At 38.1% G+C, this 23614-nt stretch carries 20 protein-coding genes and 1 pseudogene; 10 read left to right on the top strand and 11 right to left on the bottom strand.

Going from position 1 to position 23614, the window contains the following annotated elements; all coding sequences use genetic code 11:
• Window positions 1-585: 585 nt before the first annotated feature.
• The 3 genes from ACFIKH_RS01680 to ACFIKH_RS01670 are packed head-to-tail and all read right to left on the bottom strand — an operon-like array spanning window position 586 to window position 3770.
• Window positions 586-1587: an Hsp33 family molecular chaperone gene (locus ACFIKH_RS01680; RefSeq protein WP_375626247.1), complete on the bottom strand. Its 1002-nt coding sequence runs from the start codon at window positions 1585-1587 to the stop codon at window positions 586-588.
• A 36-nt stretch (window positions 1588-1623) separates the two neighbouring features.
• Entirely contained in the window at window positions 1624-2559 is a 936-nt protein-coding gene (gene argF, locus ACFIKH_RS01675) for an ornithine carbamoyltransferase (protein WP_375625435.1), read from the bottom strand.
• The gene (locus ACFIKH_RS01670) at window positions 2556-3770 is read right to left on the bottom strand and encodes an aspartate aminotransferase family protein (protein WP_375626245.1); all 1215 of its coding nucleotides are present in this window, start codon (window positions 3768-3770) and stop codon (window positions 2556-2558) included. Before ACFIKH_RS01670 ends, argF begins: the two co-directional genes overlap by 4 nt.
• Window positions 3771-4256: 486 nt before the next feature.
• Between ACFIKH_RS01670 and ACFIKH_RS01665 the strand changes: the two genes are divergently transcribed.
• Entirely contained in the window at window positions 4257-4790 is a 534-nt protein-coding gene (locus ACFIKH_RS01665; RefSeq protein ID WP_375626243.1) for a GcrA family cell cycle regulator, read from the top strand.
• A 443-nt stretch (window positions 4791-5233) separates the two neighbouring features.
• Window positions 5234-5554, top strand: a pseudogene (locus ACFIKH_RS01660) (integrase arm-type DNA-binding domain-containing protein); the annotation flags it as partial.
• Window positions 5555-5690: 136 nt separating this feature from the next.
• Here the strand turns inward: ACFIKH_RS01660 and ACFIKH_RS01655 are convergent.
• Together ACFIKH_RS01655 and ACFIKH_RS01650 are read right to left on the bottom strand one after the other, a co-directional pair.
• Window positions 5691-6281 (bottom strand): Smr/MutS family protein, encoded by a 591-nt coding sequence (locus tag ACFIKH_RS01655; RefSeq protein WP_375648461.1) that lies wholly within the window; start codon window positions 6279-6281, stop codon window positions 5691-5693.
• Between the two features lie 52 nt (window positions 6282-6333).
• The gene (locus tag ACFIKH_RS01650) at window positions 6334-7026 is read right to left on the bottom strand and encodes a Tim44/TimA family putative adaptor protein (RefSeq protein ID WP_375625438.1); all 693 of its coding nucleotides are present in this window, start codon (window positions 7024-7026) and stop codon (window positions 6334-6336) included.
• 173 nt (window positions 7027-7199) lie between these two features.
• Between ACFIKH_RS01650 and ACFIKH_RS01645 the strand changes: the two genes are divergently transcribed.
• Together ACFIKH_RS01645 and secB are read left to right on the top strand one after the other, a co-directional pair.
• On the top strand, window positions 7200-7694 hold the full coding sequence (locus ACFIKH_RS01645) for an FxsA family protein (protein WP_375626238.1): 495 nt from the start codon (window positions 7200-7202) through the stop codon (window positions 7692-7694).
• 142 nt (window positions 7695-7836) lie between these two features.
• Window positions 7837-8313 carry a protein-export chaperone SecB gene (gene secB / locus ACFIKH_RS01640; protein ID WP_375625440.1) on the top strand — a complete coding sequence of 159 codons (477 nt, stop codon included), beginning with the start codon at window positions 7837-7839 and terminating at the stop codon, window positions 8311-8313.
• Window positions 8314-8380: 67 nt separating this feature from the next.
• Here the strand turns inward: secB and ACFIKH_RS01635 are convergent, their stop codons facing one another.
• Window positions 8381-10681 (bottom strand): NADP-dependent malic enzyme, encoded by a 2301-nt coding sequence (locus ACFIKH_RS01635; RefSeq protein ID WP_375626236.1) that lies wholly within the window; start codon window positions 10679-10681, stop codon window positions 8381-8383.
• A gap of 195 nt (window positions 10682-10876) precedes the next feature.
• Here ACFIKH_RS01635 and mutS point away from each other — a divergent pair, with 195 nt between their 5' ends.
• Window positions 10877-13621, top strand: a complete 2745-nt coding sequence (mutS, locus tag ACFIKH_RS01630; protein WP_375651637.1) for a DNA mismatch repair protein MutS — start codon at window positions 10877-10879, stop codon at window positions 13619-13621.
• A gap of 1059 nt (window positions 13622-14680) precedes the next feature.
• Here the strand turns inward: mutS and ilvD are convergent.
• The 5 genes from ilvD to ACFIKH_RS01605 all read right to left on the bottom strand — a co-directional run bounded on the left by ilvD (window position 14681) and on the right by ACFIKH_RS01605 (window position 18231).
• Window positions 14681-16519, bottom strand: coding sequence for a dihydroxy-acid dehydratase (gene ilvD, locus ACFIKH_RS01625; protein WP_375625443.1), 1839 nt, complete (start codon window positions 16517-16519; stop codon window positions 14681-14683).
• Between the two features lie 173 nt (window positions 16520-16692).
• A complete protein-coding gene (locus tag ACFIKH_RS01620) occupies window positions 16693-16845 on the bottom strand; it encodes a hypothetical protein (RefSeq protein ID WP_375625444.1) in 153 nt (50 codons plus the stop codon).
• Between the two features lie 241 nt (window positions 16846-17086).
• A complete protein-coding gene (locus ACFIKH_RS01615) occupies window positions 17087-17260 on the bottom strand; it encodes a hypothetical protein (protein ID WP_375670827.1) in 174 nt (57 codons plus the stop codon).
• A 261-nt stretch (window positions 17261-17521) separates the two neighbouring features.
• Window positions 17522-17773 carry a DUF1150 domain-containing protein gene (locus ACFIKH_RS01610; protein ID WP_012754519.1) on the bottom strand — a complete coding sequence of 84 codons (252 nt, stop codon included), beginning with the start codon at window positions 17771-17773 and terminating at the stop codon, window positions 17522-17524.
• Between the two features lie 26 nt (window positions 17774-17799).
• Window positions 17800-18231, bottom strand: coding sequence for an Hsp20 family protein (locus ACFIKH_RS01605; RefSeq protein ID WP_375625445.1), 432 nt, complete (start codon window positions 18229-18231; stop codon window positions 17800-17802).
• 120 nt (window positions 18232-18351) lie between these two features.
• Here ACFIKH_RS01605 and nth point away from each other — a divergent pair, with 120 nt between their 5' ends.
• From nth to pheT, 5 genes are all read left to right on the top strand, one after another.
• A complete protein-coding gene (nth, locus tag ACFIKH_RS01600) occupies window positions 18352-19092 on the top strand; it encodes an endonuclease III (protein WP_375625446.1) in 741 nt (246 codons plus the stop codon).
• Window positions 19093-19246: 154 nt separating this feature from the next.
• Entirely contained in the window at window positions 19247-19450 is a 204-nt protein-coding gene (gene rpmI / locus ACFIKH_RS01595; RefSeq protein WP_012754516.1) for a 50S ribosomal protein L35, read from the top strand.
• A gap of 33 nt (window positions 19451-19483) precedes the next feature.
• Window positions 19484-19885 carry a 50S ribosomal protein L20 gene (gene rplT / locus ACFIKH_RS01590; protein ID WP_212111582.1) on the top strand — a complete coding sequence of 134 codons (402 nt, stop codon included), beginning with the start codon at window positions 19484-19486 and terminating at the stop codon, window positions 19883-19885.
• A gap of 94 nt (window positions 19886-19979) precedes the next feature.
• The gene (gene pheS, locus ACFIKH_RS01585; RefSeq protein WP_375653375.1) at window positions 19980-21062 is read left to right on the top strand and encodes a phenylalanine--tRNA ligase subunit alpha; all 1083 of its coding nucleotides are present in this window, start codon (window positions 19980-19982) and stop codon (window positions 21060-21062) included.
• A gap of 32 nt (window positions 21063-21094) precedes the next feature.
• Window positions 21095-23509, top strand: coding sequence for a phenylalanine--tRNA ligase subunit beta (gene pheT / locus ACFIKH_RS01580; protein ID WP_375648455.1), 2415 nt, complete (start codon window positions 21095-21097; stop codon window positions 23507-23509).
• Window positions 23510-23614: the final 105 nt, after the last annotated feature.

Here is a 23614-nt window from a genome sequence, read left to right as displayed (position 1 = left end):
TTATCTGAAATGCACATTGTTATGAGGGGACTTCACCACTATTTTCATCTTTATAAAATAACAAATCCATTCCTTCGCAGCGTTATTGGTATATTTATTCCCATTATACTATCTGTTCGTAATAGACTCCATAAATTCCATATTGAGTCTATACATTCTTATTCTTTCGATAATTTATCTTATGATTATAACTAATAAGCTTTTTTGACTCTTAATAAGATAAATTCGAGTAAGCAAATATGACTATAATCAAAAAATCTCATTTAACAGAAAAGATAAGTTATGAGTACATGATCAATCTATCAATGAATATTATAAAAGAATTCATTGTAAGAAATAGGCTTTTGAGATGAAAAAAATAAACAAGAAGCTTTTTCGAGAGGAGAAAATATATTTTACAGAGAACTCTTTTTTAAGCACTCTGTGACGTGATTACTGATTTCAACAGAAAGATCACTCGTATACATTAAAAAACTCTAAGACAAGAAATATTCTAGAAGTTTATATGAGCTTATGGGTAAACTTTTATAACGCAAATAAAATAGGCTTTTGTTGCAATCATCATTTTTTATGAAAAATATTTGATTATGTTTTTTCTTCTAAAAATTCTTGTGGTGTAAAACAATACGTTTTTGAGCAAAATTCACATGTGACTGAAATATATTTATTTTTAACCATTTTATTGCGTTCATCAATAGAAAATCCTTCTAGGATTCCTTTAATTTTTTCGTGTGAACAAGAACATTGATCGACAAGAGAAAAAGGATTAAAAACTCTAACACCTTGTTCATGAAAAAGACGGAACAAGAGCTGTTTACTACCAACTTGGGGATCTGTTAATTCTGAACTTTCAATCGTTGCCATGAGTATTTTAGCTTCCTGCCATTGGTTATCCAATTGGGTGTGGGTTTTCGTTTCTTCTCGCTTTTGATGAGAGACATCTATTTTATGATGAGAGGATTCTTGAGGTAAAAGTTGGATCAAAATACCTCCAGCTCGCCAGCTTTTCTGCGTTTTTCCTTGTTGGTCACGATTAATTAATATAGCAACAGCCAAACGGATATCGGTAGGAATTTGTTCTGATTGATCAAAATAAATACGAGAAGCTTCTTGTAAATTTGATCCATCTAATGCAACTATCCCTTGATAGGGTTGCATATGGGGACCTTGATCAATTGTGAAGGCTAAAGTGCCTTTCCCTAAAAGGGTTTCTGAAGAGATTTGATTATTGTCTATGGCTTGTTTAAGCTGTTCTTTATCAAAACGAGCGTATCCACGTAAACTGGAAGGAGGCGAAAAATCGCATACCAACATATTAACCGGTCCATCGGAATGAGTTTGTAAAATAAATTTTCCCGTAAGCTTTAGAGAAGTTCCAAGCAGAACAGTTAAAAGTAAAGCTTCTGCTAGAAGATAAGAAACCGGTTCAGGGTATTGATGTCTGTTAAGAATAGAATTTAAAGTTTCCCCAAGTTGTACGGCACGTCCACGGATATCAAGTTCTTCGACTTGAAAGGGAATAACAGTATCATCTTCATGCAAGAAGTTGTTGTCGAGAGAGGCTTCATCTTTAGCTTGTTTACTCATAGCTTTGCCTTTTTTATATAATTTGTTGTAGAGGAGCTATTGTGGAGAGAAAAACGCATCTTGTAAACACCAAGAAAGAATTGCTTTTTGAGCATGAAGACGATTTTCAGCCTCATCGAAAACAACGGAGTGCGGTCCATCAATCACAGAATCAACCACTTCTTCACCACGATGAGCAGGAAGACAATGCATAAAAAGAGCATCAGATTTTGCTAATTTCATGAGAGCTTCATTGACTTGATAAGGCTGAAAAATAGAACGACTGCGAGCACGAAATTCTTGTCCCATGGAGACCCATGTATCGGTCATAATACAATCAGCATCTTGAGCTGCTTTTTGGGGACTATGAGTTAGTGTAAGGTGTGCTCCTCGTTCACGTGCCCAATGTATAAATTTTTCTTGTGGTTCACTGCCCTTTGGAGTAGCAATACGCAAATGAAAATCAAAAAGAGCTGCGGCCTCAATTAAGGAATGGAGCACATTATTACCATCCCCCATCCACGCGAATATTTTGCCAGCAATTGGCCCCCGATGCTCTTCATAGGTTAATATATCTGCTAAAATTTGGCAAGGATGTGTATCATCTGTAAGGGCATTAATGACAGGAATTTGTGCATATTGTGCCAATTCGAGCATACGTTGATGTTTTGTTGTTCGTAATATCACGATATCCACAAAACGGGATAAAACACGAGCTGTGTCAGCTATAGTTTCACTATGACCAAGCTGCATCTCTGAACCCGTGAGCATGATTGTATCTCCCCCAAGCTGGCGCATACTGATATCGAATGAAATACGGGTTCGTGTGGATGGTTTTTCAAAAATCATCGCAAGTGTTTTACCCATAAAAGGTTTTGAACCTTTCCCTGCTTTAAAAGACGCTTTAAGGATTTTTGCATAATCGATCAGTGCGCGCGCTATTGCTGGCGTTAAAATGGATAAGTCCGTGAAATGACGAAGAGCATTTGTCATGTGTGTAATATTTGTCTTTCTTTGTTTACTTGCGAAAGATAAGCTATTGCTTTTTCAATACGATGCAAACTTTCATCTATTTCTTCTTCCCTAATGATAAGAGGAGGCAATAAACGCACAACGTTGTTGTTGGCAGCAACACTTAAGAGATATTCATTTTCTAAAGCATTAACGACAAGATTTGAAGGCACAACACACTGAATACCCACCATTAGGCCCATCCCCTGAACTGCGCAGATAATATCAGGATAGATATTGAGAATGTGCAAAAGTCCACTTTTTAGTTTATCCCCCATGCGCTGAACATGGTTGAGAAAATTTGGCTCTAACAAAATATCAAGAACACTATTTCCTACAGCCATTCCAAGAAGATTTCCTCCAAAGGTTGAACCATGGGTCCCAAGTGTCATGCTTTTTGCAACTTTATCAGTTGCAAGGCAAGCACCTAATGGAAATCCTCCTCCTAATCCTTTTGCGAGGGTAAGTATATCAGGAAAGACATCACTCCATTCATAAGCAAAAAGCTTTCCTGTTCGTCCTATACCCGTTTGGACTTCATCCAAAATCAATAACAGACCATTATCATCGCATATTTTGCGCAAAAATCTTAAATATTCATGAGGGACCGTTCGTATTCCTCCTTCTCCTTGAATAGGTTCAATAAGAATAGCGGCGGTATTTTTATTAATAGCGTTACGCAAAGCGATTTCATCACAAAAAGGTACTTGAATAAATCCACCAGCTTTAGGTCCAAAGCCTTCAAGATATTTTTCATGCCCAGTCGCAGCAAGTGCTGCAAGTGTACGTCCATGGAATGCCCCTTCAAAAGTAATTATTTCAATGCGTTCTGAATGACCCGCAGCATAGTAATAATGACGTGCCGTTTTGAATGCGCATTCCAATGCTTCAGTGCCTGAATTGCAGAAAAAAACCTTATCCGCAAAACTATTTGCACAAAGCCGCGTAGCAAGAGCTGATTGTTCAGGGGATTGAAAAATATTAGAAACATGCCAAAGTTTTTCAGCTTGCATTTTGAGCGCATCAACTAATTTTGGATGTGAATACCCTAATGCATTAACAGCAATGCCAGATGTGAAATCAAGATAATGTTCTCCCTTATCGGAAATAAGCCATACACCATGCCCCTGTTCAAAATGCAAATCTCGTCGTGCGAAGCATTCATAAAGTGGTTGTATAGAGACGGCATCCATCATAATTTCCTTTATATTTTAACCTTTTCAATATATATACAAAGCAACACTACAAATAAAACAACATGGTACATTTCGTTACGGTGCTTTCAACATTTCATTACGATTAATGATTACACCTATGGAATAGATCATTACACCAATTGAAAAAAAGTCAATGAAGGTTCTACAAATAAGCATTTTTGGAAAAATCCTTAAACAAAAGTAAAAGTTTAACCTATGATTGATTTGCAAGTTGGGGAAAACATTCTAAATAAACTCTTCAAGAGGTAAAGACTCTTGTCATAGAGTGAGTGCATATTGTAATTTATTATATAATAAGCAAGATGATGTGTTTTGGTTTGTAAGTCCAAAGGTTGGATGATTTTCTTATGCTCGCTTAGAGTGTAAAATTCTTTCATTCAGCGTAGTGAAAACATTATTAAAACATTTGAAGATGCAAAGGGGGAGAGCATCTTAGTGACGTAATCGGAATGGAGTGCTGGTATGGGTTGGACATGTGAACGCGTTGAGCTTCTTAAAAAGCTTTGGAGTGAAGGGTTAAGTGCAAGTCAAATTGCTGCTCAATTAGGTGGGGTCAGCAGAAACGCAGTCATCGGCAAAGTACACCGATTAAAGTTGCCAGGACGCGGTAAAACACCACAAGGAAGTGCGCGTACGCAAAAAACCCCCGTGGGAAGCAGCCCATCATCTCCACGTGTGCGTCGCAACACATCCACGGTATCGCCAATAAACACATCATCTGTAGGTATTGAAGAACCAGTTTTAAAGACAGAATTTGTAGCAGAAGATGTAAAAGAAGTTGATATGTCCACAAAATCCAATGTAGTTGTGCCTATATCACGTCAACTTAATCTTTTACAATTGAGTGAAAATACATGTAGATGGCCGGTTGGCGATCCATTATCAGCAGATTTTCATTTTTGTGGTGCAGATTCTGATGAAAATAGCCCCTATTGTGCCTTTCATGCTAAGCTAGCATTTCAACCAATATCTGAAAGACGTCGGATAAGAGTGTAATATCCTCGATTGAATCTCATATTCTAAGCCTTCTGCGCTTCGTTATTAAATTTTAATTATCGAATTATTATGAGAAAGAAATTTAATAAAGCTTTTAATGAGTGAAAAAATTTCTTCATGAAACTATTCAACGAAATTGTATCTTTTGGTGCTATTGCACAATTATGTATTGTAAAGTTATATTCCTGTTTATTTTCAAGATTCTCTTTAATTTAGTTGCACTACTTTTAACACTATCCATAGCAATATCTTTTGAATAAGATAATTTCTCATGTTTTTATTCTTCGTGTATTTAATAGAGTAATGCTGTGGTTTATAAAAATAATTTATCGCGTTGCAACCTAAATGAGACCCATCAATATCTCTTTCATTTTAAGCCTCTTATATTGAATCAATCAAAATCTTTCGTTTAAGCGTCACGAGCAAGATGAGAGCTGCGAAGAATAAAAACACTTAAAGAAAAGCATGCCTTTTATAAATGCTTTCAAGGAACAAGGGCTTCAAGGGGTGTCGCAACATTGGAAGCTAGCAAAGTGTGTGATGATGCCATCTTGCTCTTTTATTAAGTATAAAGATAGGAGTGCTTAATGGATTTATCGTTATACCCTTCACGGATGCTGTCGCAAAATAGGCTTGGGAGCGTTGAGAAATGTTTCTTTAAAACAAGCCTGTGAATATATGCAACAATGTCATTCTGTTTTGCGTGAGGGATGTGCTCCATTAAAGAACGCGATAAACAAAAGCGTGAAGCAATACGTAGAATGTAAAATGATATATTTATAATTATTTATAAAAAATTATAAATAAGGGGATATTGTATTCAAGACTCTTACGAAATATACGAAAACAATAAATTATTACGTATAAATAAATATTAAACCTAGAACGACCACAATAACATCACTTTCCTTTTCCCGACACAAAACGGCGCAACCAAACATAAAGTGCACCTTCTCCGCCATGTTGACGCCCTGCTTGCTCAAACGCGTGGACATAATATCGAAAAGCTGGTGTTGATAACCAATACGGAACAAATCTATACAAAGTTCCATCGCTCCCAACGGATCGTCCTTTTCCTGTAATCACAAGGACATAACGTAATCCTCTCTGCTGAGAGGATTGTAGAAATTTTTTTAAGAAAAAATAAGCTTCTTCCTGCATATAACCGTGGAGATCAAGGCGCGCCTCAAGAGGATAACGACCTTGGGAAATTTTACGATGTGCAACATGATCAAAGAAATGAATCTTTTGTGCTTGTGTAACTGCCCTCTTTTCGCTTTTAATAATTGTCGAGGGTTGTTGATTTTCCTGAGACAATGAGGAGATTTGAGTTACAAGCTGTTTTTTATCATTAATATTTGCAATCGTTTCTGAAGTAGAAGAGAGCATCTTACCGTGAAGCGGTGTTATCGTACGACAAACCGTCTCCCATAAAAGGCGATCTTGTGAAGCCAATAAATCTCTTTTTTGTCTCCATTTACTTGAGGACATTTTAATTTCTCATAAATCATTGAATGCTTATGGAAGAAAAACAAAAAGTATTTTAATTTTCATTTTCTGTAGCAAAAAGCTTCCAGTTTGGATCTGATGATAAACTATTGCGAACAAAAGTCCAAATATCTCTGATTTCTACAATAGCATCAGGATCACCGTCTATACGCTCGCCCTGTTCATTATAAGTAACAGAAATCATCTCACTGACAATACGTATCGTTAGAAGTTCATCCTTTTCTTGTATTGCCGCCGCAACAAATTCGATCTTATTAATTCCAACAAAAGTGAACTCTATTCTCTCTTTATTTTTTTCTCGTTGCTCAATAGCCGTACAAAAGCTCTCAAAAACATCCTGACAAAGCAAGCTTCTAAGTTGATTGCGATCACCTTTGGCAAAAGCTGTTACAATCATTTCATAAGCAATTTGTGCACCTTTTATAAAAAATTGAGGAGAAAATTGAGGATCAATTTTATGCAATTCCCGCAAATTTTTATTCAAAATACTCCCCTCCGGTGCAATTTTATCAATTTCACTAAAGTCGTCTTTTTGTGAATTTTTCTGATGAGGGAACGAAACAATATTATCAGTCGTTTCTGCTTCAACCTGTTTTTTAGAACGACGTGAATAAGGATCAAAGGGGGGCTTTTCAAACCCAATTCGTTTCCCTAATACATTACGGAGCTGCACAAAAATAACAACCATAACAACAAGAGCTATGACAAGTATAACGTCAAATTCCATGGGCGCTGTCAATCTCCAAAGCTTAAATCTCTAATAAACATTGCAGTCAATACCATTTATCAATAAATATGTAAAATAAGGAATCCTACCATTCAAATATTTTTATAGATTTTATATTAAATGGAGTGCTCTTAAGAATTTCTCCCCTTACTCATCCAGAAGGAAGTTTGCATGTGATAAAATTTTATTCTATAAATCCTCGTTTTTTTGTTGTTATCTTTCTTTGCAGTCTTTTAATCGAGATCGCTGGTTTTATCTTTGTTGGTCAAGAAATTGGTATTTTAGCAACTTTGAGTTTGGTTATTCTCACAGCCATAGTTGGGGTTGTTTTATTGCGAGTTCAAGGGTTTAGCCTTTTAAAAAACATACAAACTGAACTTATCCAAGGACGCACATTAGAGAATAATATTATTAATGATGTTTTCATCATGTTTAGTGCAATTTTACTTATTCTTCCTGGCTTTGTAAGTGATCTCTTGGGAATATTACTTCTTATTAAACCAATTCGCTCTGTTGTTTGGCATTTTTTTACATCATTACAAAACAAAATGAATCTCAATACTAAAAGAAAAAATGACGCTGAAAAAGTAATTGATCTTAACGCAGAAGATTACACAATTTATGATACGACAGAATCTCCATGGCGCAAAAATGATGATAACCATTGAAATGCCTAAAAAACCTGTAACAAACTAAAAAAATATTCAAGATAAAGAGCGCATTTCTTGCAACCTTTTGCAAGGCGTGATAACCAGTTTGGTCTTTAGATCTAAAATAAATATACATATTATAATGAGAGAGGTTCGTCGTATGGCCGAAGATGAAATGAATAACAGTGGTGGAGAGCCGGTTTTTGCTGTATTAACTCAATATTTAAAAGATTTATCATTCGAAAACCCGGGTGCTCCTCGTTCATTGCGTACACGTGAAAAATCACCACAAATTGATATCAATATTAACGTCAATGCTAACCCAATTGGTGATGACAATTATGATGTCGTTTTGTCTCTCTCCGTCAAAGCCAATGATGAAACTGAAACCTTATTTCATGTAGAACTGATTTACGGTGGTGTTTTCCACCTTAAAAACATTCCACAAGAACATGTTATGCCATTGGTCTTTATTGAATGTCCCCGTCTTTTATTCCCATTTGCTCGCCAAATTATATCTAATGCTACTCAAAATGGTGGTTTTCCACCTTTATGGATTGATCCTATTGATTTTGCAGCCCTCTTCCAAAAGCGTCTCGCTGAAGAACAAAACGACAATCAAATACAACCCTCTTAAAAAATTTATTCTTTTGCTATCATAAAGCCCCTTAATATATTATTGGTATATTAGGGGCTTTTTTTCTTTAGACGACTTTTGCGGCATGATAAGCCGCAAGCATTGCGATATTGACAACATCTGTATCGCTTCCACTAAACGGTACAATTTGGACAGATTTTTCCAATCCAATTAAAATAGGACCAATGATGGTTGCTCCACCAAGTTCTTGTAACATTTTGCTTGCAATGGAAGACGCGTGATATCCAGGCATAACCAAAATATTAGCGGGCTCTGTTAATCCCATAAATGGATATTGCTGCATCAATTTGGAATTGAGTGCCACATCAGCGCTCATTTCTCCATCAAACTCAAAATCAACCTTGCGTTCATGCAAAATATTAATCGCATCCTGAATTTGCTGTATGATCTGCCCTTTCATATAACCAAACGTAGAAAATGCTAGAAATGCTACCCGTGGTTGATATCCAAATCCACGTACAAACGAAGCGGTTTGTTCCGCTATATCCGCAAGTTCTTCAGCATTAGGATTTTCATAAACGGCTGTATCCGCAATAAACACAGTTCGTCCACGGCAAATAGCCATTGAAATACCAATCAATCGTTCTTTTGGTTTTTCATCAATCGCACGACGTATATCGATCAGCGCTGTTTCATAATTGCGTGTCACCCCTGTAACCATTGCATCAGCATCTCCTAGTGCCACCATACACGCAGCAAAATAATTGCGATCATTATTGATACGACGATGACAATCACGCAACAGCCAGCCTTGACGCTGCATCTTTTTATAAAGATAATTCGCATAAGCATCTGTACGGCAAGAAAGCTTAGCATTCATAATAGAAATACCTTCACGCTCCAGATCAATTCCAGCGATAACAGCCGCTTCTCTTACTTGCTCTTCACGACCAACCAAAATCGCTTGTCCTAATTTTTGATGAACATAGGAAACGGCCGCCCGCATAACTTGCTCTTCTTCACCTTCTGCAAAGACAATTTGTTTTGGCGCTTGACGAACATGATTATAAATCCCACGCATCATCGAGGAAGTAGGATCACGTCTCGCATTCAAATCGCGCTCATAGGCCTCTAAATCATCTATGTTCTTTTGCGCAACACCACTTTCCATTGCTGCTTTTGCTACCGCTATTGAAACAACCGTTAATAAACGCGGATCAAAAGGAACAGGGATGATATAATTAGGACCAAATTTTAATCGCTTTCCACGATAAGCTTCTGCAACGCTGTCAGGCACTTCTTCGTGCGCTAAATTAGCAAGAGCCTTTGCCGCAGCAATCTTCATGTCTTCATTAATAACTCTTGCACGCACATCAAGTGCACCACGAAATATATAAGGAAAGCAGAGAACATTATTAATCTGATTTGGATAATCGGAACGCCCTGTTGCGACAATGGCATCATGACGCACTTGCATAACCTCTTCCGGCGTAATTTCTGGATCAGGATTAGCCATAGCAAAAATGATCGGCTGTGGTGCCATGGATCTTACCATTTCAGGAGTAAGAGCGCCTTTAGCAGAAACCCCAAAAAATATATCTGCTCCTTCCATTGCTTCCATAAGCGTACGTTTATCTGTTTGAATAGCGTGCGCAGATTTCCATTGATTCATTCCCTCTTTGCGGCCTTCATAGACCACACCCTTTGTATCACATAATATGATATTTTCGGAACGAAAGCCCATCGCTTTAATCAGTTCAATACAAGCAATCCCTGCAGAACCAGCACCATTACAGACTAACCGCGTATTTTGCATATCGCGCCCTGTTAAAGTCAAAGCATTGAGAACACCAGCAGCAACAATAATTGCTGTACCATGTTGGTCGTCGTGAAAAACAGGTATATTCATCACCTCGCGTAGGCGGCTTTCAATCATAAAGCACTCTGGCGCCTTAATATCTTCAAGATTAATTCCACCAAAAGAAGGTTCTAAATGACGCACCAAATTGATAAAACTTTCTGTATCGTTTATATCAATTTCTAAATCAATGGAATCAATATCCGCAAAACGCTTAAACAGCACTGCTTTGCCTTCCATGACCGGCTTAGAGGCAAGGGCTCCTAAGTTACCTAACCCTAAAATAGCGGTTCCATTTGAAATAACAGCAACAAGATTGCCTTTTGCTGTATAATCATAAGCTAACGCTGGATTTTGAGCAATTGCCTTAACTGGAACTGCAACACCTGGTGAATAAGCAAGTGCTAAATCATGCTGTGTTGCCATAGACTTTGTTGCAACAATCTCAAGCTTTCCTGGTCGACCACGACTATGAAAATCTAGAGCTTCTCGTTCGCTCGCACTGTAAACAGTTTGAGACATTTTCTGATCCTGCTCGCTCTCTTTCATCTCACTTTATTTTCTCCAAAAACAGTGTAAATTTTGCTTGATAATGCGTATAGTCATTAAATTTGATTCATACATTAGAAATCGCTATTCTTGCCTTAGCAAATCTGATGATGCGTTGCAATTTAGAGATAAATAGATATTGAAGTAAACAAAAAAGAGTAAAAACTTCACTTAAAGGAAACAGGCCTCATACAAATGGATAAAAAAGACAACCATAAAAATAATTTAATTCCACAGCCTGCCTCCTCATCTGCTTCCTCTCAAGAACGTCTGACACCTATGATGGAGCAGTACATAGAAATCAAAGCCGTACATCATGATTCTCTTCTCTTTTACCGAATGGGGGATTTTTATGAATTATTTTTTAATGATGCGATTGAAGCTGCTCAGGCTTTAGGAATCACACTCACAGCACGCGGAAAACATTTAGGACAAGATATTCCTATGTGCGGTGTTCCCGTTCATGCTGCTGATGATTATTTACAAAAACTGATTGCTTGTGGTTACCGAGTTGCTGTTTGTGAGCAAATAGAAGATCCTGCTGAAGCAAAAAAACGTGGCTCAAAATCTGTTGTTCGGCGTGATGTTGTTCGCCTTGTAACACCTGGAACTATAACAGAAGAAAAACTCCTTGATCCAACACGCGCAAATTATTTGATGACACTTTCCCGTATAAAAACTAGCGATGGAGAGGAATTTGCTCTTTCTTGGATTGATATCTCAACAGGCATATTTCGTGTAACAGAAAGCCGCCAAGAAAAACTTTTAGCAGATATTATGCGTGTGGATCCACAAGAAATCATTGTTGCTGATTCATTCTTTCATGATAAATCTCACAAATCACTTTTTAATGTTCTTGACCGTATCATTTCACCTCAACCTGCTTGTCTCTTTGATGCACTAACCGCTGAACGCGATATTTGCAATTATTTTAAACTCTCAACTCTTGAAGGTGTTGCTGATTATTCACGTTCCGAACTCTCTGCAATTGTAGCTGCTATTCGTTATATCGAAAAAACACAAATAACGCATCGTCCTCCCCTCATGCAGCCTGAGCGCCAAAATGAAAGTGCAACTCTTTTTATTGATGCCGCAACCAGATTAAGCCTTGAACTTATTCGTACGACATCAGGTCAACGGGATGGAAGTTTATTAAAAGCTATTGATCGCACTGTAACAGGAGGAGGATCACGCCTTCTTATTGACCGCCTTATTGCTCCCCTCACCACTCCTTCAGCTATTGATACGCGTTTGGATTCTATCGATTTTTTTCTACGTAATCCTTCTCTTGCAGAAGCGATAAAGCTTATTTTAAAAGGGGGACCAGATATGCCCCGCGCCGTTTCACGTTTGGCTCTTGGACGAGGAGGTCCCCGTGATATGGCGACAATCCAGCGCGGCTTTGAAATCATTCGTGAATTGCATCAACTTCTTGATAATGAGCTTCTGCCTCAAGAAATAAGTGATGTACAACAGATGTTCTCAAACTTACCCACAGCGTTATATTTTCATTTAGAACAAGCATTAGCTGATGATCTCCCGCTCCTTAAACGTGATGGTGGTTTTATTCGTTCAAATTATCATAAAGAGCTCGATGAAATGCGTGCTTTACGTGATGAATCGCGCCGTGTTATTGCTGAACTTCAAGCGCAATATGCTCAAGAAACAGATATTAAGACGCTTAAAATAAAGCATAATAATATTCTAGGTTATTTCATTGAAGTAACCAGTACACAAGCATCTGCTCTTACAAATAATCCACAAGCTAAAGCACGTTTTATTCATCGGCAAACAATGGCAAATGCTATGCGTTTTACGACAACAGAGCTTGCTGACCTTGAAAGCCGTATTGCCCATGCCGCCAATCACGCATTAACACTTGAACTAGAGATTTTTGATATTCTCGTTCATGAAATTACCGAACAAGTTGATTTTATTCGTAAAGCCTCTGAAGCACTTGCTATTTTAGATGTCTCTGTCGCTTTAGCATATCTTGCTGAAGAACAAGGATATTGCCGCCCTAAAATTGATCTTTCACTTACCTTTCGTATCACAGCAGGACGCCATCCTGTCGTCGAGCAAGCACTTCGCAAACAAGCAGCAGAACCTTTTATTGCCAATGATTGTGATCTCTCTGTACAAGAAAATCAGCAATATGCAGCAATATGGCTGTTGACAGGGCCTAATATGGGAGGAAAATCAACTTTTTTGCGGCAAAATGCTCTTATTGCTATTATGGCGCAAATGGGGTCCTTCGTTCCAGCAAGTTCAGCACATATTGGTGTCGTTGATCGCCTGTTTAGTCGTGTCGGGGCTTCCGATGACCTTGCACGGGGACGCTCAACCTTTATGATGGAAATGGTTGAAACAGCAACGATTCTCAATCATGCTAGCCACCATTCCCTTGTTATTCTTGATGAAATAGGGCGTGGGACATCAACCTTTGATGGACTTTCTATTGCTTGGGCTGCCGTTGAATATCTCCATGAGGTTAACCATTGTCGTGCTATTCTCGCTACCCATTTTCATGAAATGACCGCACTTACCGAAAAACTTGACAGACTGCATAATGTAACCATGAAAGTCAAAAATTGGGATGGTGATGTAGTTTTTCTTCATGAGGTCACACCAGGAGCTGCTGACCGTTCCTATGGTGTACAAGTCGCAAAGCTTGCTGGACTTCCCCCAGCAGTTATTACACGAGCAACAGATGTACTCCATCAATTAGAACAAGGTGAAATGGCTGGAAAAGGACATAAACTCATTGATGATTTACCGCTCTTTTCTCTTAAAGCAACATCTCCCGTCAATGAAGCAAGAAACAAACATTGTGTACTTCACGAAGCTTTAAAAAATATCCATCCCGATGAACTCTCTCCTAAACAAGCTTTAGAAGCAATTTACCACCTCAAACAGCTTGAAAAGAGCAACCCTTTATAGAAAACGGATGTTATTTTTTATTAAAAAGCTTTCTTAATAGGAGATAAAGTATCCCTTTTTGATATGCCACAGCATAAACTGTTGTTTACCGTATTCCCATCGCTTTTCTACACAATATATTTTGATAAGTGTAATGCATATAGAGGCAAAATCCTATGTATTATATTTCATATTTCCTTAGATCAATATTGGCCCGTATACAAAAAATTGGTCAATGTCGAATATTTTTACAAGATAGTCGTTTTTTGCAAAGATTGTCATGAAATCTCCTCCACCTTGCAAATACGCAATATTTAATGAATTATGCTTTTTCATAATCAATATTATTGTTATCATAGCAACAGTTTTAGTTTAAAGCTGTCGGTGTTGGGATGCCACTCCATTTTGCATAATAACTTCACAGATAATGGGTCTCGCATTTTCTTCACATTTTAAGTTATAAAGAGCTCTTTTACTGTTTTCATATGAACCATATAATCAAATATATCACAGCAGTATTTTATTTTCCTAAACATCCTTGAACTCCTTCCCGCATCTCAAAGGATAAGGATTTTCATTCGAATCAAGTCTGCAAACAGTCCAGATTCTAAGAGATTTACCTTGACTTCCTAGTCATGTGATTCAACTAAACTCAAAGCCTGATAAACAAATCTAAGAATATTCACCACACACTAAAAAAATACTTAAATATATTAAGAAGAATACCATATATCACAGCTCTAAATGACAGTGTTTTACGGTATTGCAAGATAATGCCACCACTACAATAAATATCTTTCATAAATATGAGTAACAAGAAATCGTAATTTCGTATAAAATTGGAATATGATATGAAAAGTAATCATACCATATCTATCTTTATCTGTCTTACCTAGCTGCTAAAATAAACAATCCTCAGCAGCTTTTAGTTGTATTGATAGCTTTTTAATCATACTCATCATGACTCGAAATATTCTGTTAAGTTCATAAACTCATAAAATAATTAGCTTAGAATATCGTGCAAAAGATGCAAAAAATCAGAATACTATCTCTCTTTTATAAGACGCGTCATTCATCTCATCAAATATTACGTACTGCACCCTTTGCAGCAGATGTGGTCATCGCTGCATAGGCTTTGAGAGCCTTTGAAACTTTACGCTGACGCTTCTCAATCGGTTGCCAAGCACCTTTTCCTTTTGCTTCCATCTTAGCACGGCGCTGCTTCATCTCAATATCATCCACCAACATATGAATTCTACGATTTGGAATATCAATTTCTATGATATCCCCCTCCTCTACCAACGCAATTTCTCCTCCTTCAGCAGCTTCTGGTGAAATATGTCCTATCGAAAGCCCTGAACTTCCCCCTGAAAAACGCCCATCTGTAACAAGTGCACAAACCTTGCCCAATCCTTTAGATTTGAGATAACTTGTTGGATAAAGCATTTCTTGCATTCCAGGTCCACCACGTGGACCTTCATAACGGATTAAAACAATTTCACCTGTTTTAATCTTATCAGTTAATATAGCTGAAACAGCTGAATCTTGGCTTTCAAAAATTCTTGCCGGACCTTTAAAAGTTAAGATTGATTGATCAACGCCTGCTGTTTTTACAATGCAGCCATCTTTTGCAAGATTTCCATAAAGAACTGCCAATCCTCCATCTTGTGAATATGCATGTTCCCTATCGCGAATCACACCTTTTTCACGATCAAGATCAAGGGTCTCATAGCGACAAGATTGGCTAAAAGCTGTCTGTGTTGGAATACCACCAGGAGCAGCACGATAAAATGTACGAACTGTTGGTTCATTAGTTTGTTTCACATCCCAACGGTAAAGAGCTTCTTTCATTGTTTTTGCGTGAACCGTATAAGTTGACGTATCAATGAGTCCTGCCGCATCCAGTTCACCTAAAAGCCCCATAATACCACCAGCGCGATGAACATCTTCCATATGTACATTCGCGACAGCAGGAGCAACCTTACATAAAACAGGAACACGACGTGAAAGATGATCAATATCCGTCATGGTAAAATCCACTTCACCTTCTTGCGCCGCGGCTAAAAGATGCAGTACTGTATTGGTTGATCCCCCCATAGCAATATCAACGGTCATTGCATTTTCAAAAGCCTTGCGTGAAGCAATAGAGCGCGGCAAGACTGTTTCATCATCTTTTTCATAATAACGTTTAACCAATGCAACAATCTGTTTTCCAGCTTCTTCAAAAAGCATCCGTCGATCTGCATGTGTTGCTAACATTGATCCATTTCCGGGAAGCGAAAGCCCCAATGCTTCCGTTAAGCAATTCATGGAGTTGGCTGTAAACATTCCTGAACAAGAACCACATGTAGGACAAGCAGCACGCTCCATTTCAGCAACTTCTTCTTCTGAATTCTGTTCTGAAGCTGCTGCGACCATGGCATCGACCAAATCAACCCTTAGATCTTGATCCTTCCATTTAATCTTACCTGCTTCCATAGGACCGCCAGAAACAAAGATTGTCGGAATATTCAACCGTAAAGCAGCCATTAACATACCAGGCGTAATTTTGTCACAATTAGAAATACAGACAAGTGCATCCGCACAATGTGCATTAACCATATACTCTACAGAATCAGCAATGATTTCACGTGAGGGCAAAGAATAGAGCATTCCATCGTGCCCCATCGCAATTCCATCATCTACAGCAATGGTATTAAATTCTTTCGCAACACCACCGGCAACTGCTATCTGTTGTGCGACTAATTGCCCAAGATCTTTTAAATGGACATGCCCTGGTACAAATTGTGTAAAAGAATTCGCAATCGCAATAATGGGTTTACCAAAATCAGTATCTTTCATCCCTGTTGCACGCCAAAGTCCGCGGGCTCCTGCCATATTACGCCCGTGGGTCGATATTCTTGAACGGTAAGAAGGCATTATTTTTTTCCCCTCAAATAATTCCATTTTGCTTGTTGTGCTGTAACTTCATTATAAAAACAAGAGCTTTAATATTCAAAAGAGAAAAATACCTTGTACTGAGGCATTTGAAGCACAAAATTAAAAGCTCTGCATAAACTTTTTCATAAAGCCTTTGTTTTTCTTATTACCTGTTAATCAACATCTAATCCCTGTGCAATTCCACGTTTGAGACAAATATCAAAACGCTTCAGTGTGGCACGAACTGTTCCAGATTTTTGTATGCCAGATTTGGCCAGATTTGGTAAGTATATTGCATCTATCTGTTTGCGTAATTTCTGGAACAAGAAGACAGCCTAATTTGGAAAGAATATAAAAGCATCATGTAAAAATCTATCATCTCCTTACAATTCAGCTTTACACTTTTCAAAAGCATTCATAGCAATATCTTTTTAATAATGATGACGCATTATCTCATGCTTTTGTTTTTACACTCTTCAATGGAGTTACTCCCCTTAGGAAGAACAGAACACCCCAAACAAAATACACTTTTATAGCCTTCATGTACTCATTTTAAAGAAACATCTTTCAATGCGCTCGAGCCCATTTCACGATAGCGCCCATGAATGGTATAACAGCCCCCGTGAATAATATAAATCTATAAGGGACATCTTCACATTTATGAAGAAGCAAACTGACACCATCATACATTTTTTCATCCCCAATATTGCGAACATCCTTGGTAATTAAGACAATTAACAAGAGATATTTTTATTCCTTCCTTCAAGCGTTTTTATCTAAATGGCTTTCCCTGCGTGTGACATACAAGCAAGTGACTTTAATTGTTTTAATACAAGAGGATCTAAAATGAGAGAACCTTATGATATTCGGGACTCTCATTCCAGTTGTAAAAAATTAATTATGAATATAAACCAATACTTATCTCATTATAACTCACATTACACCCTTTACGAAAAAACAGATAGAATTTACAAAGAGTACAGCGTTTTCTCGTAAGGTAATCTAGTGCAGAGTTACAATTTGTAGTTCATGCTCATTGGCTCCAGCAAGAGCGATAGAACGCTCATCGGATAAAATGATAGGATAACCTGTTTCACCAAAGAGAGCCCATATCGTAATTCCTGGGGTCATTGGTGGAAGATCTGGAAAATTTTTAGCCAAATCATCTGTACAAACTTTTTTTAAATAGGCAATCTGTCCCGCATCAGAGTAGGATGTGTTCTGAAACGACAAGTTCTGTTTATGTTCTCCCATTTCACTGTTCCTTTACGCCTTAACTTTTATGACTCACCACTACTGACTTTAATTGGAATCTGTTTTATTTCTTTTTTTAACTTTGGTTGATACAGATTAATTGATAAAAGACCATTTTTCAACTCTGCATTTGTAACATGCATCCCTTCCGCGAGAACAAAGGTTCGCTGAAATTGTCGCGCAGCTATACCGCGATATAAATATTGATGATTTTGGTTGTCTGTTTGTTTACCATGAATAACCAATTGATTATCATCGAGCAAAATATTAAGATGGTTAACCTTAAATCCAGCAACAGCCAAAGTTATCCGGATATGATTTGCATCATCATTTTTATGTAAACGTTCAATATTATAGGCTGGGTAAGCCTCATCAGCTTTACCGATACGTTGCAATATTTTTTCTACGGTTTCAAACCCTAAAAGAAAGGGATTGGAGAAAGGTGTCACATGTGTCATTCATGAGTATCCTCTTTAAAACGGCTTTACTTGACCAAACTCTATAAAAGTGTTCGCTGCATTCCTCTCATATGGCGAGCGTAAATGATAACTTCAAGAGAGAAGATTTAAGAGAGTTCAATGCCTCAAAGTACCATAAAATTGTCAAAAGTGCGAAATTTATCTGGTATATTATATAATGAAAATGAAATTGCAGAAATATTTCGCCGTTTTTCTGTGCAACGCCCAGCGCCTAAGAGTGATCTTATCTATACAAATATTTTTACGCTTTTGGTTGCCGTTGTGCTTTCGGCTCAAGCGACAGATGTAAGCGTTAATAAAGCGACAAAAGAATTATTTCGCCTTGCTGATCAACCGGAAAAAATGGTTGCATTAGGAGAAGAAGAAATAGCACATCATATCCGTTCAATTGGTCTTTGGCGAGCAAAAGCACGCAATGTTTATGCACTTTGCAACTGTTTAATTGATTGTTATGGCGGTCAAGTACCTGATACGCGTGAAGCACTTATGTCCCTTCCTGGAGTGGGGCGCAAAACAGCTAATGTTGTTTTGAATGTTGCTTTTGGTCAGCCTACATTGGCAGTGGATACACATATTTTTCGCTTAAGCAATCGTCTTGGTTTAGCGCCTGGCAAAACACCAGAGATTGTTGAGAAAAAATTATTAAAGATTATACCAATCCATTATCTTCGTCATGCACATCATTGGCTGATTTTACATGGACGCTATGTTTGCCAAGCACGTAAAGCACAATGTAGGCAATGCATTATTGCTGATCTATGTAAAGCAGCTATCAAAACAAATGCTATTCCGGCACCTTTAGTTGAGCTTCAAGGCAATGGAGCTCCGATTTTTTTGTAATACGGTCTTGCTATTTTGTGTATACTAGCTTATGGAAACACTATTAGAACCGCCCGGCAGGGCATGCCGTGGCTGTTTAAATGCTTGTTCAAGCGTTGGTCCGCTTGAGTGAATAAGATGTTTGATTGAATAAATTAATGTATGGAGTAGCAAAATGCCCAAGATGAAGACCAAATCATCCGCTAAAAAGCGGTTTAAAATCACTGCGTCAGGCAAAATTAAAGTAGCAGCTGCCGGTAAGCGCCACGGCATGATTAAGCGTTCGAATAAATTTATTCGCGATGCACGTGGAACAATGGTTTTGTGTGAACAAGATGCTAAAAAAGTCGTTCAGCATTATTTGCCGAATGGTGTTTAAACCTTACGCTTTTGATTTTGAGGAGATTATAATATGGCACGTGTGAAAAGAGGTGTGACAGCACACGCTAAGCACAAAAAAGTTCTTAAACAGGCTGAAGGTTTTTACGGTCGTCGTAAAAATACCATTCGTGCAGCTAAAGCAGCAGTTGATCGTTCAAAGCAATACGCTTATCGTGATCGCAAAAATAGGAAACGTACTTTCCGTGCTTTGTGGATTCAGAGAATTAATGCGGCTGTTCGCGCAGAAGGTTTAACTTATGGACGTTTTATTGATGGTTTATCAAAAGCCGGTATTGAGGTTGATCGTAAGGTTCTTTCAGATATAGCGATCTATGAGACAGAAGCATTTTCTGCTTTAGTAGCTTCGGCAAAAAAGGCTTTGGAATATTTAAAAGATACGACACCTAATGCTTTCGAAGGCGCTGTCAAATAAGCCAGTCGTGTTCTCTTAAAGCATTCATTTATTCGAGGTCCCGTGCTGGCTATTGCGAGTGCGGGTTTTTCTTTATTAAAAAATAGGCAAAAATATGAATGATATTGAGCGTCTGGAACAAGAAATTTGTTTAGCCTTAGAGGCAGCAGGTGATGAACAAGCACTTGAGGAAGTGCGTATTGCAGCATTGGGTAAAAAAGGTAGCATCTCTGAAAAATTAAAAGCATTAGGAAAAATGGATGCTAGCGAGCGCCATAAAGTTGGACCAGTTCTTAATGGATTAAAAAATCGTATTTTAGAATTATGGGCGCAAAAGCGTGATCTTCTGAAAAGACAGGCAATGGATGCCCGTCTTTCTCGTGAAACGGTTGATGTTACCTTGCCTGTTCGCTCTTCACCTATAGAACGGGGACGCATTCATCCTATTTCACAGGTGATTGAGGAAATTATTGTCATTTATACGAAGTTGGGTTTTTCTCTTGCAGAGGGACCTGATATTGAAACAGATTATTATAATTTTACGGCATTGAATTTTCCTGAAGGGCATCCAGCACGCGAAATGCATGATACCTTCTTTTTTGATGTCGATAAAATGGGAGAACGAAAATTATTGCGGACCCATACATCACCCGTACAAATTCGCACACTAGAAAAACAAAAAGCACCGATACGGATCATTATTCCTGGAAAAACTTACCGCATGGATTCGGATGCAACACATTCTCCCATGTTCCATCAGGTAGAAGGTCTTGTCATTGATAAAACCTCCACCATTGCCCATATGATGTGGTTACATGAAACCTTTTGTAAAGAATTTTTTGAAGTTCCCTCTGTAAAAATGCGTTTTCGTCCCTCTTTTTTCCCTTTTACCGAACCATCTATGGAAGTGGATATTCAATGTGATCGTTCTGGTTCAGAAGTAAAATTCGGAGAAGGACAGGATTGGTTGGAAATTTTAGGATGCGGAATGGTGCATCCTCATGTGTTGAAAAATGTTGGTTTAGATCCCGATGAATATCAAGGCTTTGCTTGGGGAATGGGCATTGATCGTATTGCCATGTTGAAATACGGTATGCCTGATTTACGGGCTTTTTTTGATGCCGATCTGCGTTGGTTAGACCATTATGGCTTTCGTTGCTTTGATATGCCTGCTTTTTTTCCTAATAGAAATATGTGATCTTAGTCATCGCTTTCATGTGAGGTTTTAAAATGAAATTTACATTGTCGTGGTTAAAAGATCACTTAGAGACAAATGCATCTTTGGATGAAATTTGTGAGAAACTAACAGCTATAGGTCTTGAGGTTGATTACGTTGATGATCGGTCTTCTTTAAAAGGTTTTGTGATTGCAAAAGTTTTAACTGCAATAAAACATCCTGATGCAGATAAACTCCAGATTCTGTCCGTCGATACAGGGACTTCTACACCTGTTCAAGTTGTCTGTGGAGCACCAAATGCGCGTGCAGGTCTTGTTGGTGTTCTGGCACTACCAGGCACTTATATTTCAGGACTCGATGTGACATTATCTGTAGGAAAAATCCGCGGTGTTGAAAGTTTTGGGATGATGTGTTCGCAAGCGGAACTTGAATTATCAAATGAACATGACGGGATTATCGAACTTCCAAAAGATGCACCTATTGGAGATTCATTTGCAGCTTATGCTGGTTTAGATGATCCGATTATTGATATTGGTTTGACCCCCAATCGCTCTGATTGTACAGGTGTTCGTGGTATTGCCCGTGATCTTGCTGCCACCGGAATGGGAAAATTAAAAGAATTATCCTTGTCAAAATTTGAACCTTCCTTTGAAACACCTCTCGATATTTCATTAGATTTTTCACAAGATTCATCATTATGTTTAGGTTTTGCTTGGCGTGAAGTTCGCAATGTTCAAAATGGAGCATCGCCACAGTGGATGCAACAGCGTTTGAATGCAATTGGTTTGAGACCGATTAATGCGCTTGTTGATATGACCAATTACATCAGTTTTGACCTTGGTCGTCCACTCCATGTTTTTGATGCAGATAAAATTAAAGGTAATTTGTGTGTACGTTGTGCTCGTGAAGGAGAACAGCTTCAAGCACTGAACGGAAAAATCTATCATTTGGGCGCTAAGAATTGTGTCATTGCAGATGACGATGGGATTGTTTCGATTGCCGGTATCATGGGCGGTGAAAGAACGAGTTGTGATGAAACAACACATCGTGTTATTATTGAATCGGCGCTTTGGGATGCGAAAAACATTGCACAAACAGGAAGAGCATTAGGTCTTATCAGTGATGCGCGTTATCGATTTGAACGAGGTGTTGATCCGGCTTTTATGGAAACAGGGCTTGAGATTGCAACAGAATTGGTCTTAAGTCTTTGTGGTGGTGAAGTATCTAAGAAGAGGATCGCTGGCTATCAGCAACAAGAAATCAAACAGATCGTTTTTCCTTTTTCTGAAATTAAACGTTTAACCAATTTGGAAATAGAGCCTGAAAAAGTCATCTCTATTTTAACAAAACTTGGATTTTTCGTTGAAGGAAAAGGAGATGTCGTTACAGTAAAAGTACCATCATGGCGCCCTGATATTATGGGGAAAGCCGATTTGGTGGAAGAAGTCATGAGGATTTATGGGCTAGATAAAATTAAACCTATTCCTTTGGAAAACTTCGCAGAAGGAAAAGATCAAATTTTAACATGCGCACAAATTCGTTCACGTGCTACACGTTTGGCTTTAGTGCAACGTGGTATGAAAGAAGCGGTAACATGGTCTTTTATTTCTGAAAATCAAGCTCTTGCTTTTGGAGGAGGTCAAGAAGAGCTTAAATTGGTTAATCCTATTGCTGCTGATATGTCAATGATGCGTCCTTCCCTTTTACCTGGTTTGATTATGGCGGCACAGAGAAATGCTGATCGTGGTTTTTCCGATCTTGCTTTGTTTGAAGTTTCCAATATTTATGAAGGCGATACCCCTGATAAACAACACCGTGTTGTTAGTGGGATTCGTCGTGGAACAGAGCAATTTAAAGGGGCTGGTCGTTTTTGGAATGGAAATGCAACCGTCGTTGATGTTTTTGATGCCAAAGCAGATGCTTTAGCTATTTTAGAGGCATGCGATATGGATGTTGGAAAAGTGCAGATTGAAGTTGGAGCGCCCGATTGGTATCATCCTGGTCGTTCAGGTGTCATAAAACTTGGATCAAAGATTATTCTTGGTTTTTTTGGTGTTTTTCATCCTGCTACATTAGAAAAGTTAGATGTCAGTGGCCCTTTATGCGGCTTTGAAATTTTTCTAGACAGAATTCCAGAATCAAAGAAAAAAACGACCAAAAGCCGTCCTCCTTTGAAACTCTCACCTTTTCAAATGGTGCGGCGTGATTTTGCCTTTATAGCGGATAAAACTGTTGCCTCTTCTCTTATTATTCGTGCGGCAAGTGGAGCCGATAAAAAACTTATTCATTCAGTGCAGATTTTTGATATTTTTGAAGATTTAAGCTTTGGCGAAGATAAAAAATCTGTTGCGATTGAAGTAACTATTCAGCCCATAGAACGGACTCTAACAGATGAAGATTTAGAAAAGCTTGCCTTAAAGATCGTGGATAATGTTACCAAAATGACAGGTGCATATTTGCGCTACTGAGTATTTTCATTTTTTATGAGATATTTTACATGAAGTGGGAGCATTTTTGAGTGCTCCCTTTTTATTTGGCATTCAAGAGCGATAGAGCTTCTTGAAAGCGGTGCT

The organism is Bartonella sp. SD1336NMGDW (assembly GCF_042193565.1).
GTDB classification, from domain to species: domain Bacteria; phylum Pseudomonadota; class Alphaproteobacteria; order Rhizobiales; family Rhizobiaceae; genus Bartonella; species Bartonella grahamii.
The sequence above is the reverse complement of the archived record's forward strand: the minus strand, read 5'-3'. Positions and strand labels throughout refer to the sequence as shown.